This window comes from Lactobacillus sp. XV31L, assembly GCF_059900865.1.
Genome location: NZ_JBWXGC010000005.1, coordinates 100,193 through 116,492, shown reverse-complemented (window position 1 = coordinate 116,492; position 16,300 = coordinate 100,193). Strand labels below are relative to the sequence as shown.

14 protein-coding genes and 2 pseudogenes are annotated in these 16,300 nt (G+C 39.8%); 3 read left to right on the top strand and 13 right to left on the bottom strand.

Annotated elements, in window-relative coordinates:
- Positions 1-51 precede the first annotated feature (51 nt).
- Both AC2JF7_RS04950 and AC2JF7_RS04945 read right to left on the bottom strand, forming a co-directional pair.
- Positions 52-1,401, bottom strand: a complete 1,350-nt coding sequence (locus AC2JF7_RS04950) for a glucose-6-phosphate isomerase (protein ID WP_500727587.1) — start codon at positions 1,399-1,401, stop codon at positions 52-54.
- Between the two features lie 89 nt (positions 1,402-1,490).
- Positions 1,491-2,105, bottom strand: coding sequence for a VanZ family protein (locus AC2JF7_RS04945; RefSeq protein WP_500727586.1), 615 nt, complete (start codon positions 2,103-2,105; stop codon positions 1,491-1,493).
- Positions 2,106-2,247: 142 nt separating this feature from the next.
- On the opposite strand from AC2JF7_RS04945, the gene AC2JF7_RS04940 reads away from it, so the two are divergent.
- On the top strand, positions 2,248-4,440 hold the full coding sequence (locus AC2JF7_RS04940) for an LTA synthase family protein (RefSeq protein WP_500727585.1): 2,193 nt from the start codon (positions 2,248-2,250) through the stop codon (positions 4,438-4,440).
- Between the two features lie 49 nt (positions 4,441-4,489).
- Positions 4,490-5,356, top strand: coding sequence for an SPFH domain-containing protein (locus tag AC2JF7_RS04935; protein WP_500727584.1), 867 nt, complete (start codon positions 4,490-4,492; stop codon positions 5,354-5,356).
- 90 nt (positions 5,357-5,446) lie between these two features.
- On the opposite strand, the gene AC2JF7_RS04930 is transcribed toward AC2JF7_RS04935, so the two are convergent.
- The 4 genes and pseudogenes from AC2JF7_RS04930 to glpK form a co-directional block, all read right to left on the bottom strand.
- Entirely contained in the window at positions 5,447-5,842 is a 396-nt protein-coding gene (locus tag AC2JF7_RS04930) for an SdpI family protein (protein ID WP_500727583.1), read from the bottom strand.
- A 23-nt stretch (positions 5,843-5,865) separates the two neighbouring features.
- Positions 5,866-6,834 carry a mannose-6-phosphate isomerase, class I gene (manA, locus tag AC2JF7_RS04925; RefSeq protein WP_500727582.1) on the bottom strand — a complete coding sequence of 323 codons (969 nt, stop codon included), beginning with the start codon at positions 6,832-6,834 and terminating at the stop codon, positions 5,866-5,868.
- A gap of 181 nt (positions 6,835-7,015) precedes the next feature.
- Positions 7,016-8,748, bottom strand: a pseudogene (locus tag AC2JF7_RS04920) (FAD-dependent oxidoreductase).
- Between the two features lie 29 nt (positions 8,749-8,777).
- A pseudogene (glpK, locus tag AC2JF7_RS04915) lies at positions 8,778-10,289 on the bottom strand (glycerol kinase GlpK).
- A gap of 142 nt (positions 10,290-10,431) precedes the next feature.
- Between glpK and AC2JF7_RS04910 the strand changes: the two are divergent.
- Positions 10,432-11,316, top strand: coding sequence for a LysR family transcriptional regulator (locus AC2JF7_RS04910; RefSeq protein ID WP_500727581.1), 885 nt, complete (start codon positions 10,432-10,434; stop codon positions 11,314-11,316).
- Positions 11,317-11,535: 219 nt separating this feature from the next.
- On the opposite strand, the gene AC2JF7_RS04905 is transcribed toward AC2JF7_RS04910, so the two are convergent.
- The 7 genes from AC2JF7_RS04905 to AC2JF7_RS04875 all read right to left on the bottom strand — a co-directional run bounded on the left by AC2JF7_RS04905 (position 11,536) and on the right by AC2JF7_RS04875 (position 16,292).
- Positions 11,536-11,721 (bottom strand): hypothetical protein, encoded by a 186-nt coding sequence (locus AC2JF7_RS04905; protein WP_500727580.1) that lies wholly within the window; start codon positions 11,719-11,721, stop codon positions 11,536-11,538.
- Positions 11,722-11,875: 154 nt separating this feature from the next.
- Positions 11,876-11,998: a hypothetical protein gene (locus tag AC2JF7_RS04900; RefSeq protein ID WP_259334987.1), complete on the bottom strand. Its 123-nt coding sequence runs from the start codon at positions 11,996-11,998 to the stop codon at positions 11,876-11,878.
- A gap of 153 nt (positions 11,999-12,151) precedes the next feature.
- Complete coding sequence (locus AC2JF7_RS04895) at positions 12,152-13,498, bottom strand: type II restriction enzyme (RefSeq protein WP_500727579.1); 1,347 nt, start codon at positions 13,496-13,498, stop codon at positions 12,152-12,154.
- Positions 13,499-13,538: 40 nt separating this feature from the next.
- Positions 13,539-14,372, bottom strand: a complete 834-nt coding sequence (locus tag AC2JF7_RS04890) for a DNA adenine methylase (protein ID WP_500727578.1) — start codon at positions 14,370-14,372, stop codon at positions 13,539-13,541.
- 113 nt (positions 14,373-14,485) lie between these two features.
- Positions 14,486-15,598, bottom strand: a complete 1,113-nt coding sequence (locus tag AC2JF7_RS04885) for a GH25 family lysozyme (RefSeq protein ID WP_500727577.1) — start codon at positions 15,596-15,598, stop codon at positions 14,486-14,488.
- Positions 15,576-16,013, bottom strand: a complete 438-nt coding sequence (locus AC2JF7_RS04880) for a phage holin, LLH family (protein ID WP_500727576.1) — start codon at positions 16,011-16,013, stop codon at positions 15,576-15,578. Before AC2JF7_RS04880 ends, AC2JF7_RS04885 begins: the two co-directional genes overlap by 23 nt.
- 42 nt (positions 16,014-16,055) lie before the next feature.
- A complete protein-coding gene (locus AC2JF7_RS04875; RefSeq protein WP_500727575.1) occupies positions 16,056-16,292 on the bottom strand; it encodes a hypothetical protein in 237 nt (78 codons plus the stop codon).
- Positions 16,293-16,300: the final 8 nt, after the last annotated feature.

Here is a 16,300-nt window from a genome sequence, read left to right as displayed (position 1 = left end):
AAAAAAGAGTAAGCAGTCTATGACTTCTACTCTTTTTTAGTTTAAAAATTCTTACTTGGATTCATTGAACCGTTTAGTTAAATCATCATGCAGTTCTTCATAACCAGGCTTGTTGAGCAGGCCGAACATATTACGCTTGTATGCTTCAACCCCTGGTTGGTTAAATGGATTAATTCCATTTAGGTAACCAGAAATAGCAATTGCTAATTCAAAGAAGTAAATAAGGTAACCCAAGGTGTATTCCGTTTGATCAGGAATATTAACAGTCATAACCGGAACGCCGCCATCAGTGTGGGCCAAGACGACGCCTTCGTATGCTCGTTCATTGACATAATTCAAGCTCTTGCCAGCTAAAAAGTTCAGTTGGTCCAGATTGCGGTCATCTGCCGGAATATCAACATCATTAGTTGGATTTTCAACTCTAATAACTGTTTCAAACAGGTTGCGCATACCCTCTTGAATGTATTGACCTAGTGAATGCAAGTCAGTAGTGAAGTTGGCACTTGCTGGCCAAATGCCCTTGTTGTCCTTGCCTTCTGACTCACCCATCAGTTGCTTGCACCACTCACTAAACATTCTTAGAGTTGGTTCGTAGTTTTCGACAATCTCAGTAGTGTAGCCCTTACGATAAAGGATGTTGCGCAAAGCAGCGTATTGGTATGGTGACGCCTTCTTTAAGTCAGTATCGCGGCAGTCTCTGCTAGCATCAGCAGCACCCTTCATTAGTTCATCAATGTCAGCACCAGCTGCAGCAATTGGCAAAAGACCAACAGCAGACAGAACACTGTAGCGACCACCAATGTCATCAGGAACAACAAATTCTTCGTAGCCTTCAGCATCAGCTTCGGTCTTCAAAGCACCCTTAGCCCGGTCAGTTGTAGCAAAAATGCGCGTCTTGGCCTCATCCCTACCATACTTTTGGATCAACTTTTCCTTAAAAATTCTAAATGCAACAGCAGGTTCAGTCGTTGTCCCAGACTTAGAAATAACATTGACGCTAAAGTCCTTGTCACCTAACCATTCAATCAAGTCATGCAGGTATGAACCCGAAAGCGAGTTGCCACAAAAGACAACCGTTGGGTACTTTTCCTTGCTCTTGCCGTAAAAGGCGCCATTCAAGAATTCAATCGCAGCTTGTGCACCTAGGTAGGACCCCCCTATACCAATACATACCAAGACCTCAGAATCATTTTGCATCTTCTTGGCTGCCTTTTTGATGCGGGCAAATTCATCCTGGTCATAATCAACTGGCAGGTTAATCCAGCCCAAGAAGTCACTTCCGGCTCCGTTACCTTCTCGCAATTCCTGGTCTGCAGCGTTGACCATCGCCTGCATTTCGCCCAATTCATTTTCATGAACAAATGGTGCTAACTTGCTGCTATCAAACTTAATTAAACTCATAAAATACGCTCCCTTTACAGAATTAAATATTTATTTCACAAGAATATTTTAACAATCTTATTTGATAAATACTAGTGCTTTCCACTGTATTATAGCCTACCACGCATTCGCTGGCACAACCAGAAAAACAAATAACCTAAAATCACGCCGCAAACATTGAAAAAAACATCATCAATATCGCTAATTCCGGTCGCGAGCAAAAACTGCATCCCCTCAATAAAGATTGAAAATAATGCCCCAGCCAAAACAACCCGTCCAAAAGTCTGCTTTTTTGAAAAGACAAAGGGAGCTAAAAAGCCAAATGGCAGGAAACACAAAACATTGCCAAAAGAGTTATAAATAAAGTCAAGCCGGCTTTGTGCATAGTACATCTTCCACGTCTCTTTCAAAAAGACCAGGTTAATATCCGTTAATGGTCGGTGCCAGTTAATGCTTAACGCCCAGGGAAAATATGCACTGCGAAAGGTCGTTACCATTAAAAGCAGCAGCAAATAAAAGGCAAAAAGCCACACCGTAGCCTCAGATTTAATCGTTCGGCGCCGCCTAATTGCCAGTAGCCAAAAAAGGCGCAAAACCATAAAAACCAAAAAGTAAAAAATAGTCTTATCCAGTGCCAGCATAATGAGCTTGATGAGTGCAAAATGGTTTATCCTGGTTGCATAAAGCTGGGCGAGCAAATTATAAAGCGGTCCTAAAAAAATCATATCTTATTCAATTCCTAAAATAGTGTTCACTTAGATTATACTCAATCTTAACCGATTAATTCTTAAAAAAAGACTAACAATCCAGAAAAGATTGTCTAAAGCCCAGTAAACTTTTAAAATAATGGGATAAGGAGCGTTCACTTTGATTAAAAAGAAACTGACTAATTTCGTTCAAACCCGTACAGGCTTTCTTTGCCTTCTTGTTGCTTTGTTTACGCTGAAGTACATCTTTGTTGCATACCATGATTTTAACTTGGGTATTGCAGACCCCTACCAGCACCTCATCATGTGGATCAGTCCTATTGGCAGTGCTGTGCTCTTATTAAGCATTGGCTTTTATTTCCCTAAACCGATTGTATCTTATTGCGTGATGCTGTTGATGGACTTTGCCAATTCCGGCCTTTTGTTTGCAAATGTTTTGTACTACCGCCAGTTTGCCGATTTCATTACGGTCAAAACGATTGCCAATTCGGCTAAGGTGGCACCGGGCCTGGGAAAAACCGCTGTAGCACTGATTCAGCCTTCTGACCTTCTTATTTGGCTGGACTTGCTGATTATTTTTGTCCTCATTTTTACTCATAAAATTAAGATTGACCAAAAATCTTACGGCTTGCTTACCCCCTTTACCGTGACTACACTTGGGGCCTTGATTTTGGTCGTGAATATCTTCCTGGCTGAATCTTCACGGCCACGCCTCCTTGGTACTACATTTGACCGCTCATACATAGTCAAGTACCTAGGCATTGACGCATACACAGTCTATGATGGCATTAAAAACGAACAGACCGAGCAAGTAAACCGCAACGCCAATACAGCAGATTTAAACAAGATTATCGCCTATACGAAAAAAAACAAGCTGGCTAAAAACAGTAAGTACTTTGGCGTGGCTAAGGGCAAAAATGTGGTTGTGATCCACTTGGAAAGTTTCCAGCAATTTATCATCAACCTCAAGATTAATGGCAAGGAAGTTACCCCCTTCCTTAACTCTCTTTACCGTGACCAGCACACCTTAAGCTTTGACAACTTCTACCACCAAGTTGGTATTGGCCGCACCAGCGATGCTGAAAACATGTTGGAAACCAGTACTTATGGCATTTCAGACGGTTCCCTTTTTACTGCATTGGGTGGTTCAAATACTTTTCAAGCAGCCCCCCAGATTTTACGCGAGCATGGCCACTATACGTCAGCTGTTTTTCACGGCAATGTTGGATCTTTTTGGAATCGTGACGATGTCTACAAGAATATGGGTTACAACTACTTCTTCGACCAAAATTACTTCAGCAATAACAAGGACGATCGCATTGGCTATGGCATTAAAGACAAGTTATTCTTTGCCGAAAGCATCAAGTACTTGGAACGAATGCAGCAGCCCTTCTACAACAAGTTTATTACGGTAACCAACCACACGCCCTTTGACATGGACGAAGAAGACCTTGATCCGCACTTTAAGACAAGCACAACAAGCGACAAGTCAATTAACAATTACTTTGAGACGGCTCATTACCTAGACCAGTCCGTGCGTGAATTCTTTTCTTACCTAAAAAAATCGGGCTTAATCAACAACACAATGGTTGTCATCTACGGCGACCATTATGGCTTAACCAATTCCGAAAATGAAACATTAGCACCCATAGTGGGCGAAAGTTCTGACACCTGGAACAATTATAATAACGCTCAAATGCAGCGGGTTCCCTTCATGATTCATGCTCCTAAGCTAAGGGGTGGGATCAACCACCAAGTAGCCGGAGAAATTGACGTGTTGCCTACCCTGCTGCACCTGCTTGGTATTTCCAACCGCAATTACATTCAGTTCGGCAGCGATATTCTGTCTCCCCAGTACAAACCTTGGGTGGTCTTCCGCAACGGCACCATTGTCAGCCAAAAATATGTCATTATTGGCGGCAAGGGCAAGAAGGGCATTGTCTATGACCGCCAAAGTGGCAAAGAGATCGTCAACTACACCAAGCAAGAAGAGGTAGAGATTGCTCAACTTGCCAAGCAAGGAAAGAAGGAGCTCAAATACTCAGACCTGCTCAACAACCATAACCTCTTGCGTTTTTACACGCCTAAAGGTTTTCAACCCGTTGACCCAGACCAATTTGATTATCTGACCAACTTCCAGCAAATGGAAGAATTGCGCACTTCTTTAAAGGCCAAGTCTACAGCCCTGATTAGCAAATACCGCAAGTCGACTACTAACCTCTACAAGACAGATGCACCTGAATTGAGGGGCCGGCAAGAAGAAATTACTAATGTGCCCGAGTCTGTTTCGGGTAACCACTTAAGCGAAAAGAAAAATAAAGCTGGCAAAAACCAAAAAAAGTCTTATAATTAGCAGATAATATTATTAATATAAAGTGATCTGCACTGGAGGTTGATTTTTGATGCTTTATTTATTTCTTTTTATTGTTCTCATCCTGTTATTCTTATCATGTTGCCGCGTGGTGCCCCAGAATAACGAAGGCTTGATTGAAACTTTAGGCAAATACTCTAGGACTGTTAAAGCAGGTTTAGTTTTAATTATTCCTTTAGTGCAAAAAATGCGCCGCGTTTCATTGGCCATGTTTCCAGCCGAAATATCCAAGTATTCAATCATTACTAAGGATAATGCCGAAATCACTACCAGTTTAACTCTGAACTATCTAGTTACAGACTCTTACAAGTATTTTTATAACAATACCGATTCCGTTAAATCAATGGTTGAGTTAATCCGTGGCCACTTGCGCGATATCATTGGCCGAATGGACTTAAATGACGCACTTGGTTCCACTAGCAGCATCAATACCCAACTGGCAGAAGCAATTGGCGACTTGACTGACATTTACGGTATCCGGGTGGTTCGGGTAAATATCGACGAGTTATTGCCAAGTGTTGAAATTCAACGCGCAATGGACAAACAATTGACTGCCGACCGGGAAAAGATCGCTGCTATCGAAAAAGCCGAAGGTGAAGCCAAGAACATTGAGCTAACAACCAAAGCCAAAAATGATGCACTAATTGCCACTGCCAAGGCACAAGCTGAAGCAGTCAAAACTAAGGCTGACGCAGAAGCTTACCGAATTAACCAACTACAAGCTACTTTGTCAAATGCTGGCGAAGGTTACTTCAGGAATCAGAGTTTAGACAGCTTTAACAAGCTAGCACAAGGCCCTGACAACCTAATCGTGGTTAATAAAGACGAAATGACTACGCTTGGATCAATTCCTGTGGCCGCTAAAGTTTGGCACCAGACTGACGAAAAAATAAAATAAAACCTGATAAAAAGCAAAAAGCACTTCAACTGAAGTGCTTTTTAATTTATAAATATTGCTCATACCATACCTTGCTAATTGCCGGCAAAATTATTTTCGTTGCCTAAATCCCTCGGTTTGCTCCCGCTTCACCTTATCAGGATCAACATAATCAGCTGGCAATTCATGACGACTTAACAAGAACTTTTTCAAGCTTTTTTCCGTAGCTATAATAGGAAAAATAATAAAAAGGTAAAAGGTTAGCAGCCACAGCAAGAAGTAGCGGTCCCACTTTAGTAGGTGGATTGCAACTCCTAAGACCACTTGCAAAGCACCAAAAAAGATAAGGTGCTGGCTGCCCTTTTTCTGTGCAAAGCGATAGCTTGCCTGATTGACTTGGGCCAAGTAGGAATAATAGCCATATAATGGGCTGTGTTTTTTGGCAGGTGCGATTATCCATAGTAAACCCACCACCATCATTACAGAACCACAAGCAATATAAATCATGCGTTTTTCCTTTCGCGAGAAAATTAATTCTCATTTCCTGGTGTAGAAATTATTATTTTCATTTTACCAGTGAACGCAAAATTCTTCATCATATTTGGAATAATTAAGTTCGTACCAGCCTTTAAGTTATACTTATGACTACCTGTCTCCAGTTGACCTGAACCAGCAACTACAGTTGCTAGCAGGTAAGGATGTTCACCTAATCCCGTCTTCCAGCTTCCATCTAAGTCTACTTGCCACAAGTAAAAATGTGGAGAAAGTGGTGGCTCAACCAGTGTTTTGATCCGTGCATCTTGCTCTTTTTTCACTTGGACTGCAATCTTAGGATCAACATGTGGCACAGTGGTCACGTCAATTGACTTCTGCGTGTGCAATTCACGCTTTTTGCCTGTTTTTTGATCGACCCGGTCATAGTCGTATAAGCGATAGGTTACATCACTTGATTGTTGGGTTTCAATCACGAGAATCCCCTTGGTTAAAGCGTGGATAGTACCTGCAGGTACATAAAAAAAGTCGCCCGCCTTCACTGGAACCTTGCGCAAAAGCTTGTCCCATTCACCACTATGAATCATATCAGCCAGCTCTGCCCTAGTCTTGGCAGTGTGCCCATATATTAAATAGGAACCGGGATCTGCTTGTAGAACGTACCAGCTTTCCGTTTTGCCACTATCATTTTCAACTTTTTGGGCATAATCGTCATCCGGATGGACTTGAACCGACAAATTATCGTTAGCATCAAGGAACTTAACCAGAAGTGGGAACTCCTTGCTCTTAGGATTGCCAAACAATTCTGGATATTCCTGGTATACCGTTCGTAGACTTTTACCCTTTAACTTGCCCGCACTAACAGTCGAAGCATCATCCTTATAGCCAGATATAACCCAGGCCTCGCCTACTTTGCCGTCAGGAATATCATAATTAAAAATCGTTTCTAACTTCCGTCCACCCCATATTTTGCTTCTAAAGTATGGGGTCAAAAAAATTGGTTCCATGTTATAAATCACCTCATGCTTTAGTTTAAACTTTTGGACCACAAAATAAAATTGCTTTTTTAGAAGATACACTATTTTATTGACAAACTTGGGCTTTTGGAACCTGCAAGTTGGCCATTAAAAAACCCACCGGGAAATCCGGCGGGTTCTTGGGGAAATAATCTACTACTAAATTTACTTTTTATTTTTTCAACTTGTCCAAGCGTGCTTCAGAAATCTCAGCTTCTAAATCTCGCTCATACTCTTCTGTCTGAGGTTTATCCCAGCCATAATACCTTGCCATGTGTTTGATAACGCCAGTCTTAACTTGATCCAGAGTATCACCTTTAAATAATAAGTGGTAGGTCCGACGCAAGAGATAGTCAACTGGAGTAAGCGTCATTTCTTCGGCTAACGCATAATCAAGTGACGCTGTTTCGCCTAAGCTTAATCCGTCTGCCGGCTTGATTTGCCTTGCATGATCGTATATTTGTCCAGCCTCTGAGCCAAATAAGGTGGCAATTTCTTTAGCTTCGCCGGTACTGAGCCCAGCTTCTACACCTCTTTGAGCAATATTTGCCAGTTCCACTTCCGCATTATCAGAGTCAAAGTCACCACCGGCTACCTTAATCTGTGCAGAATCCTTAAGGATAAAGTCCTTGCCAAACTTATTGTACAAATTCTGCTTGATCTTTTTCATCGCACCGTTAGCCATCAACCGGTAGTCTGTCAGCTTTCCGCCAGTCAACGTAATTAGTCCGTCAGCCGCTTCGGTCAATGAACTGCCACGAGAAACAGCAGATGGTGCAGAAGTACTATCTGAGACGCTGGCACCGGTTGCAGCATCAGCAGCTGTATTTTCTTCTTCGACCTCAATTAAGGGCCGAACGCCAGCCCAACTAGCTTCAACATCGTCAATTGTGAGGTGGGCAGTCGGATACTTACGGTTAATAATTTTCAAGAGATAGTCCACGTCAGACTGGTCAACCGTTGGGTGTGCATAATCGCCTGTAAAATCAGTATCAGTCGTCCCAAAGTAAGTCTTGCCTTCTCGTGGAATGGTAAAGATCATTCGACCGTCTGCAGTACCTGAACCAAAGTACGTTGGTTGTGGCACCTTGAGTCGAGACTGGTCGACCACAAGGTGGACGCCTTTAGTAGGCCGCAAACGTGGCTTCTTATAAATGGCATCATCCTCTTCTCTGACTGTATCAGACCACGGACCAGAAGCATTGATTACTACGTCAGCTCGAATGTCAAACTCTTCTCCTGTCAAGTTGTCATGAACGCGAACGCCGTTAACCTGTTTCTTTTCATCATGCAAAATTTTAATGCTCTTCAGACGACTAACGGCCAGACATCCTAGTTCGTGGGCCTTCTTAACATTTTCCAAAACAAGACGGGAATCGTTGTTTTGGTAATCCAAGTAAACGCCAGCGCCTTCTAAGTTTTTGGGATTTAACTGGGTTCGCGTCGCAGTGCTTCTTTTTTATCAATTGTATAGTTGGCATACTGCACTAGCGGAGAATCTCCCTCAATGCCAGCCAGATGGTCATACAGGTCCATTGCAACTTTAACCGAAAACATGGTAAAGGTTGCACCTGGTTCGTCATAAATCGGCAAGATCATAGGATCAGGCCTAGTCATATGCGGTGCAATATGCTGGATAACGGCACGCTCTTTGACTGTATCTGAGACCACCTGGACGTCAAATGTCTTTAAGTAGCGAATACCACCATGGACCAGTCTGGTTGAACGTGATGAGGTCCCGCCGCCAAAGTCCTGCATATCAATTAATCCTGTTTTGATTTTGGCAGCGCTAGCCTGCAAGGCAATGCCAGCGCCCGTAATGCCCCCTCCGATGACAAGCAAATCTAATTTCTCGTTTTTTAAGCGCTTTATTTCATCTTTGCGACTTGCAATTGAAAATGTCATTATTATCACTCTTTCTATGAACTTGCATCTTATTTTTGATAGGGCTTATAGGAAAAGCTTTGCGCTGCCTTGACTGCAGACTTCCAACCGGCATACAGGTGGTTGCGTTCTTTGGCACTCATCTTTGGCTTAAAGGTCTTACCTACCTTTTGAATGCCCTTAATCTCATCTATATCTTTCCAGTAACCAATGGCTAGCCCAGCTAAGAATGCCGCTCCCATTGCAGTGGTTTCAAGATTTTCGGCACGTTCTATATCAATGCCCAATATATCAGCTTGAAATTGCATCAAATAGTCGTTATTAGCAGCACCACCGTCAACCTTGAGCTTAGGAATTTTAATTTTGGTATCTTCATACATCGTATCGACTACATCTCGACTTTGGTAGGCCAAAGACTGCAGCGTTGCCTTGGTAAAGTCATTGCTAGTCGTGCCCCGGGATAGACCAAAGACTGCGCCGCGGACATCTGAATCCTAGTATGGTGCACCTAAACCGGTAAAGGCTGGGACAACAAAGACTTCATTATTGTCTTTAGACTCATTAGCAGCCTCTTCAGACTGAGCTGCGTTATCAATCAACCCTAACTGGTCACGCAACCATTGAATTGCCGAACCAGCAACATAAATACTACCTTCAAGGGCATAATTGACCTTGCCATCTATGCCATAAGCAATAGTCGTTAAGAGGTTGTTAGCTGAAAATTTTGGCTTTTGGCCTGTGTTCATCACAGTAAATGCACCAGTGCCATAAGTATTTTTAATCATGCCGGGTTCAAAGGCCAATTGACCAAAGAGTGCAGCCTGTTGGTCACCAGCCATACCTGCAATCGGAACCTGGCTGCCATAAAAGTGATATTCAGCAGTTTTGCCATAAACTTCAGAGTTTGTTCTAACTTCTGGCAACATTTGCCGCGGAATATTTAACAATTTGAGGATGTCATCATCCCAGTCTAACTTGGTTATATTAAAGAGCATGGTCCGACTAGCATTAGAATAGTCGGTAACGTGTACTTTGCCACCCGTCAGTTTCCAAACCAGCCACGAATCAATCGTCCCAAATAATAACTCGCCATTTTCGGCACGTTCTTGAGCACCAGGAACATGATCCAAGATCCATCTGATCTTAGTTGCAGAAAAATATGCATCAGGAATCAAACCGGTCTTTTCATGAATCATATCGCGGTAGCCGTCCGCTATAAGCTTGTCTGCCAAGGCAGCTGTTTGTCGTGATTGCCAAACAATCGCATGATAAATTGGCAGGCCCGTCTTCTTATCCCAAATAACTGTCGTTTCACGTTGGTTGGTAATACCTATACCCGCAATTTGAGTCGGTTTAATATCTGAATTAATGAATGAATTGGCAATGGTCGACAGGACAGAATTCCAAATTTCGTTAGCATCATGCTCTACCCAGCCTGGTTTAGGAAAATATTGGTTAAACTCTTTCCGCGAGTCAATTACCTTTTTCCCAGAGTGGTCAAGTATGATTGCACGCGTACTAGTCGTACCTTCATCCATCGCTAAAATATATTTTTCAGCCATTTTCTTCTCCTTTTTACTTAGACTTATTTTTGAAATAAGCTAATATCTATTACACAGCTAATTTTACCCTCGCTTTTAGTGAAGCGCTAACATATAATGTTAATAACTTATTAGCTAAAGTTATAAGCAAGGAGACGAAATAATGAAGTACAGCTTATTAGCATACAAATATTTTATTGATGTGGTGGAAACGCAAGGCTTCACCCCCGCAGCCAAAAGAAACTTTGTCTCCCAAACAGCCATCAGCAATGCGGTCAAAAATTTAGAAAAAGAATTGAATGTGCAGCTGATTGATCGTTCCACTTCCCACTTCAGGGTGACCCTGCCCGGTGTCAACCTCTACCATTTTGCCATCCCTCTTTTAAAACAATATTACGAATTTAATCAAAAAGCAGGTCATCTCGATAATGCCCACCGGTCTTTACACATTCGCTACTTGCGTGGCTTTGACCACTGGGCTATTAAGCTTGCTCAATCTTTAAAAAAGGATAATCCTGAACTGCAACTGCATCTTGATACCGAAAGATTTTCTGACAGTATTCCACGCCTTGATGTGGGTGACTATGATGCGCTAATTGGTTTCTCCACTGCTGTCAGCAAGATCAAGAGCATCCACAAGAAAACTATCGGAACTGCTAACTTTGGTCTTCTCCTTAATCAAGCCATGTTTGACAAACAAGGCCAAGTAAACCAAGAATTAATCAAGCAGCAGCCACTATTTTTGCAAAAGTGGTCTGCAACGGATAGTAATGACGTACAGACCAAAATTAAGCAGATTTTGCATACCATGGCTATTGACCACCAGAAAATCATCTATCGCAGTAGCTTTAGCGCTGCTTTGGCCAATGTTATTTTGAACCAAGGGATAGCACTTTATCCTAAAGAATTATCCATCCCCCGCATTTATGAAAGCCAAGTGCGTTACTTACCCGACTTGCCACCTTTGCAGTACGATGTTGTTGCCATATATAAGAATCCTATTTTTGGCGACCTTCTCTGCAAAAGCATGCCGCCACAGAAAAGCTGAAGATAATAATCTTGGCCATATCTTGGAAGGCCAATTGGATCCTTTAAACAAGCAAAAAAGCTCTCAATCACAATGGTTAAGAGCTTTTTTATATGGAGATGAGGGGCGTATTTTATATTTATTATCAAGGTTTTTGAAATTAAAGAGTTGATTTCATAGCATTTTATAGATTATTAAAGTTATTCAAGGCTGGAGTTGGATACCTTTTTGGATACCTTACTATTTTTTCAGTTCTGCTCTACGTTGCTCAATGTACTCTTGCATCGTGTCTAAGTCTTCTTCAGTGGCAAATTTGCTGATGAACCTTTTAGCTTGAGACTTAGCGACAATGTATTGCTTTTTCTCTTTATTTTTTTCATCCCACTTTTTATTTGCTTTAATACGTGCATCCGTTAATTTAGCCATTTAACTATCCTTTTAACATCATTAATATTTTTAAAATTATTGTTATTATTGAACATACTAACATTATTGTCCAAGCCATACGTTTTGTCATTGATTTATCCTCCATTATAGTTTATGATATGGCTAAAAGGAACCTTGCGGTTCCTCAAAGCTACTAGGGCTTAATTCCTAGATATTCGAGCAGTGTTATCAGCGTTGTGATGATTGTTGATATTGCTCCGATTAGTTCTAAAGGTGTCACTTTAGAACTTTTTTTATGCTTTCGTTTCTTCTTCATATCTCTCACCTCCTTACATATTATATAATACACGTTTTAACGTACAATGCCAACAATATTTGCTAATTAATTTTAATTTTTATGCACAAAAATAAGCCACTCTAGAGAACTTAATCCCTAGAGTGGCTTTTTTATAAAGTACATGCAATTGAGTTAATAGTATTCATTATCAAAATCTAAAATTTGTTTAATCCAGCTATTAATAGTACTTGCACGTCTTTTTATTGTTACATCACTATACTTTGTAAGAAATTTTTCTGTTTTAAGAATTTTACAAATGGTCTTTATCGACAACATACCTTCTTTACTTTCTAAAGTCTTTATAAAAATCCTATTAAAAGGTTTATGCCTCAAAACTAGTCTTATTAACAATATTTCCTGGTCATTTAAAGTTTTTCCATAAAAATCTTTTCCAAGTTTTGTAAAAGTAATTATTCCCGTTTTTTTGGTAACTTCAAAAATACCTAAATATTTACCTGCATTTGAATAATAATCTGCTTGTCTATAAACAAAATCTAATTTCAGAGACAAATCTTCTTTTGTAACTCCAGTATCCTTTTTTTTATTCAAAAAATTAATAATTGACAGTATGTTTTTCAAATTATCCGCTTGTGGAAAGGGGCATTCTTCATAAGATGGCTCAGAAACGTAATTCTCCTCTGCCCAATTTGATATCTCAATAATTTCATCTAATGAGATCTTTTCTTTTCCAATAACATAATTTTTTCTCTTTAATAATTTAATCGAATTATAATTGTTTATATCTTCAAATTTAAAAAGAGATAGATTATAAACACCATTATCATATTGCAAGTATATCGGCAAAATTCCTTTCTTGATACGTTGCTCCCACGCTCTGAAAGGATAATATAATTGGCGAATCAAAAAAGTTTTTGAACTATGTGCCTTTGCTTCCACTAAAGTCAAATATTTAAAATTTTCATAGCCACCATCAATTTCCATTTGACTATTGTTAACACTGATGGGAATTAATTGCCCATCAGTGTTAACTACTTTAAAATCAAAATTACCAGAACTCATTCGACCGTCAACAGTAGCAACTAAATTGGAAGTAGAATTTTCATCATCATCTTCTGCTATAAACTGATCAAGCATTCTACTTATTAATGCAACATCCATAATTGTTGATTCCGAAGTTATTTTTTGAAAATCAATTGATTCAATCCACTCTGGAATAGTAAGCTCATCAGTTGAAACATCTCTGATTTCTTGACTAAATGAAGCATACGCATCAAATTTTCCAATTACATAAGTTCCTCTACTTTTAGGTAAAATGCTCAGTTTATTTTCATAGAAAATGTCAGGCAAATTATTTTTATGATCAAACTTAGTCATTAAACGGGGTTCGGCATATTTTTTTATTTCTTTAGCAGATATACTAACTGTTGAATCCTTTTCTAACCTCGTTAAAATGTTTAAGTCATTAAAAATCTTTTCCCATATTCTATCAACGTTTCGTTGACTATTTCTTGTCGTCATTGTTCACAGCCTCAGTTATATTTAAATATATAATTTTAAATCAAAAATTAGTAATTAATACTTCTTCAACGTCACCACGTTTTTTAGCATTTGAGTTAACACTTCTTTTGGCTAACACCACTGAAATATTAAAGTTTTTATATAAATCATTAATTAGAGCAACATTCGAATTGGACACAATAAACTTTACACCCTTCTTATCTAGTTGAATGCAAGTTTTAGCCAATCTTTGTTGATCCCTGTCACTAAATCCGCCAGCAGTATAACCTGTAAAATTGGCCGTATCACTAAGAGTTGCATATGGTGGATCAAAATAAACTAATGAATTTTTTTTGATTCCTTTAAGTGCATCTTTAAAGTCTCCACTCTTAAATAGTATTTGATTTTCATTCAAATAATTACTTACATGCCGCAATACTACTTCATTAACAATATTAGGATTTTTATAGTGTCCAAATGGGGAATTGAAAAAGCCTTGGCTGTTAACTCGATAAAGACCATTAAAACAAGTTTTATTAAGATAAATCAATCTAGCCGCTTTTTCAGTATCAGAAAGGTTAACATATCCCTTTTCACGGTCTAACGCACGAATATTATAAAAATCTTTTTCTGTATTTTTATATTTTTTCAATGCATCAACTAGATCATCAACATTATTTTTAATAACTACATACGTATTAATTAAATCTGAATTAAAATCGTTAACAGTAGCTTTTTCAGGCATCAAATCAAACAATACAGCTCCACCACCTAGGAAGGGCTCATAATATGTTGAATAATGCCCTGCATCCATTACTTTTTGGTGTATTTCTGGTAATAATTGATGTTTACCACCTACCCATTTTACAAAAGGCTTTACAAAAGCATCTTTCATTATAAAACTCATCGCCTTAATTCTAAAAATAATTCACTTGTTCATACATTATTATAGCAGATAAACACAATTAAATAGCTATACATAAGAGCCTATTTACAAAACTTAAATAACTAAAACAGCACGTATGCGCGGTTACCCGTGACATAAACTGTTTTTCCTTTGTACTTGTCCTTTAGCTCTAAAAATCTGCCCTTACGTCCCACTATGCGATAGATTGCATTAGTAGCTAGTTTGTAAGCTTTCTTGCTATCAGCTGTTGGGCTGTATAGTGCGTGAGTGTTAGGCAAGATGATTTTAACTCGCCCACCAATGTCATCATGTGTCGCAAGTGGGTTTGACTTAGTAAAGCCAGCACGTCCATCGACCCACTGGTTTTTACCAACCTTTATTGCTCCGCCTTTTTCATCAAACACTTTATAAATGGTACTTTTTGCTAAGGTTTTAATCTTATGCTTCAAATCAGGACTGTCATATAAATCGCAACCCTTTTTATTAGTTACCACAAAGACACGTTCAATGTCCCACTTGGCAACGGGATGTACATTCATGTCATCATCTTCCTTCTTTGCTACTCCTGAACCACCTGAGCTTGCTTTTAATGGTAATACGGTGATATTACCGTCGACGTGCAATCCTCGATAGTTGTCCGTAAATTGCCAAATTGCTACCCTATTAATTGCTGGAAAGTAAGCCATATTTGCATTATTGACAGCTGCCATTGTTGGATAACTTGCCACCCACAAACAATTGCCGTATGCCTTAACTATGCTCTGCGTGTAGACATAGTTGCGCATAGCTGAAGCACCAGAGTAAAACAGTGGTATATATCCATGTCCCTTAACTACAGCCATTGCTGCCAGAATTGCAGTAGTGCTGCTTCCAACACCACCAGTAATGACGTTTCCACTACCACCTTCCCAGTCAACTGCTAAGTAAGTGCCATCCGGTAAGCCTAGCTCTTTGGCCTTCTTGCAAGCAAACTCAGCCTCTACCTTGGCTCGAGCCACGTTATTGGAAAATGTCGCGTAAAAATACCCCATAGTCAGCAGACCATGAGCTTTACTGGACGCTATTTGCGCTTTTGCTCGAGCGTAATTGTAGCCTGGATAATTGTACTGGCAAAGTTTGATAATTGTCGCTTTAGAGTATGGATAGGCAACATTATTGCCTTGAAACATTGATACGTCAGTTAAGTAACTTCTACTCTTGAGTGTCTGTGTCATCGCTATCCACCTCTACATTTTCAACTGGTGTGTTAGCTCTAGGATTTTCAATCAGGTCTTCATCATCTACAATACCTTGGATATCTGAAATCTCAGTATCAGCATCATCTTTCTGCGTATCAAGATAGGCTTTTTCAATCATCCCTTTTGCTGTTTCAGTTGTAATCCTAGCTTTAGCCTTCTTGGCCTGTTCAAGCAATGCAGCCGTAGCGTCGGCTTTCTTTTCATTGCCAGACTTGTTGTCATGCGTTGATTGTTGAGTAACAATGTATTGCGCTACGTTGTATAGCCACTCCATTTTTTCAGCAAAAGCCGGGTTGTGCTGCTTTGCATAAGAATAGATTGCTACGACACCAACTGCAGCCAGTACAACATAAGGCCATGCGATATTAAAATAACCTACAATTTGATTCATTTTTAAATTTCCTCCATACAAAAAGAACACTGTCTTGATTGATTAGTGTTCTTTTAATTTGTCTATTTTTTGTTTCAACTTTTCTACTTCTGCTTCAGCCTTTAAACGTTGCTCATGTTCTTGATGGTAGTCCTTGCGAAAGCCATCTCTTTCCTCTTTAAGCACATCAATGATATTGGCGTAGCTATCGCGGTTTGACTTGTGAAAAACAGCCCACGCCGTTGCTAATGCGCCTAGTGCTGCTGCAATCACTTGTATATCGCTTACTAAGTCATGCAAGTGATCAC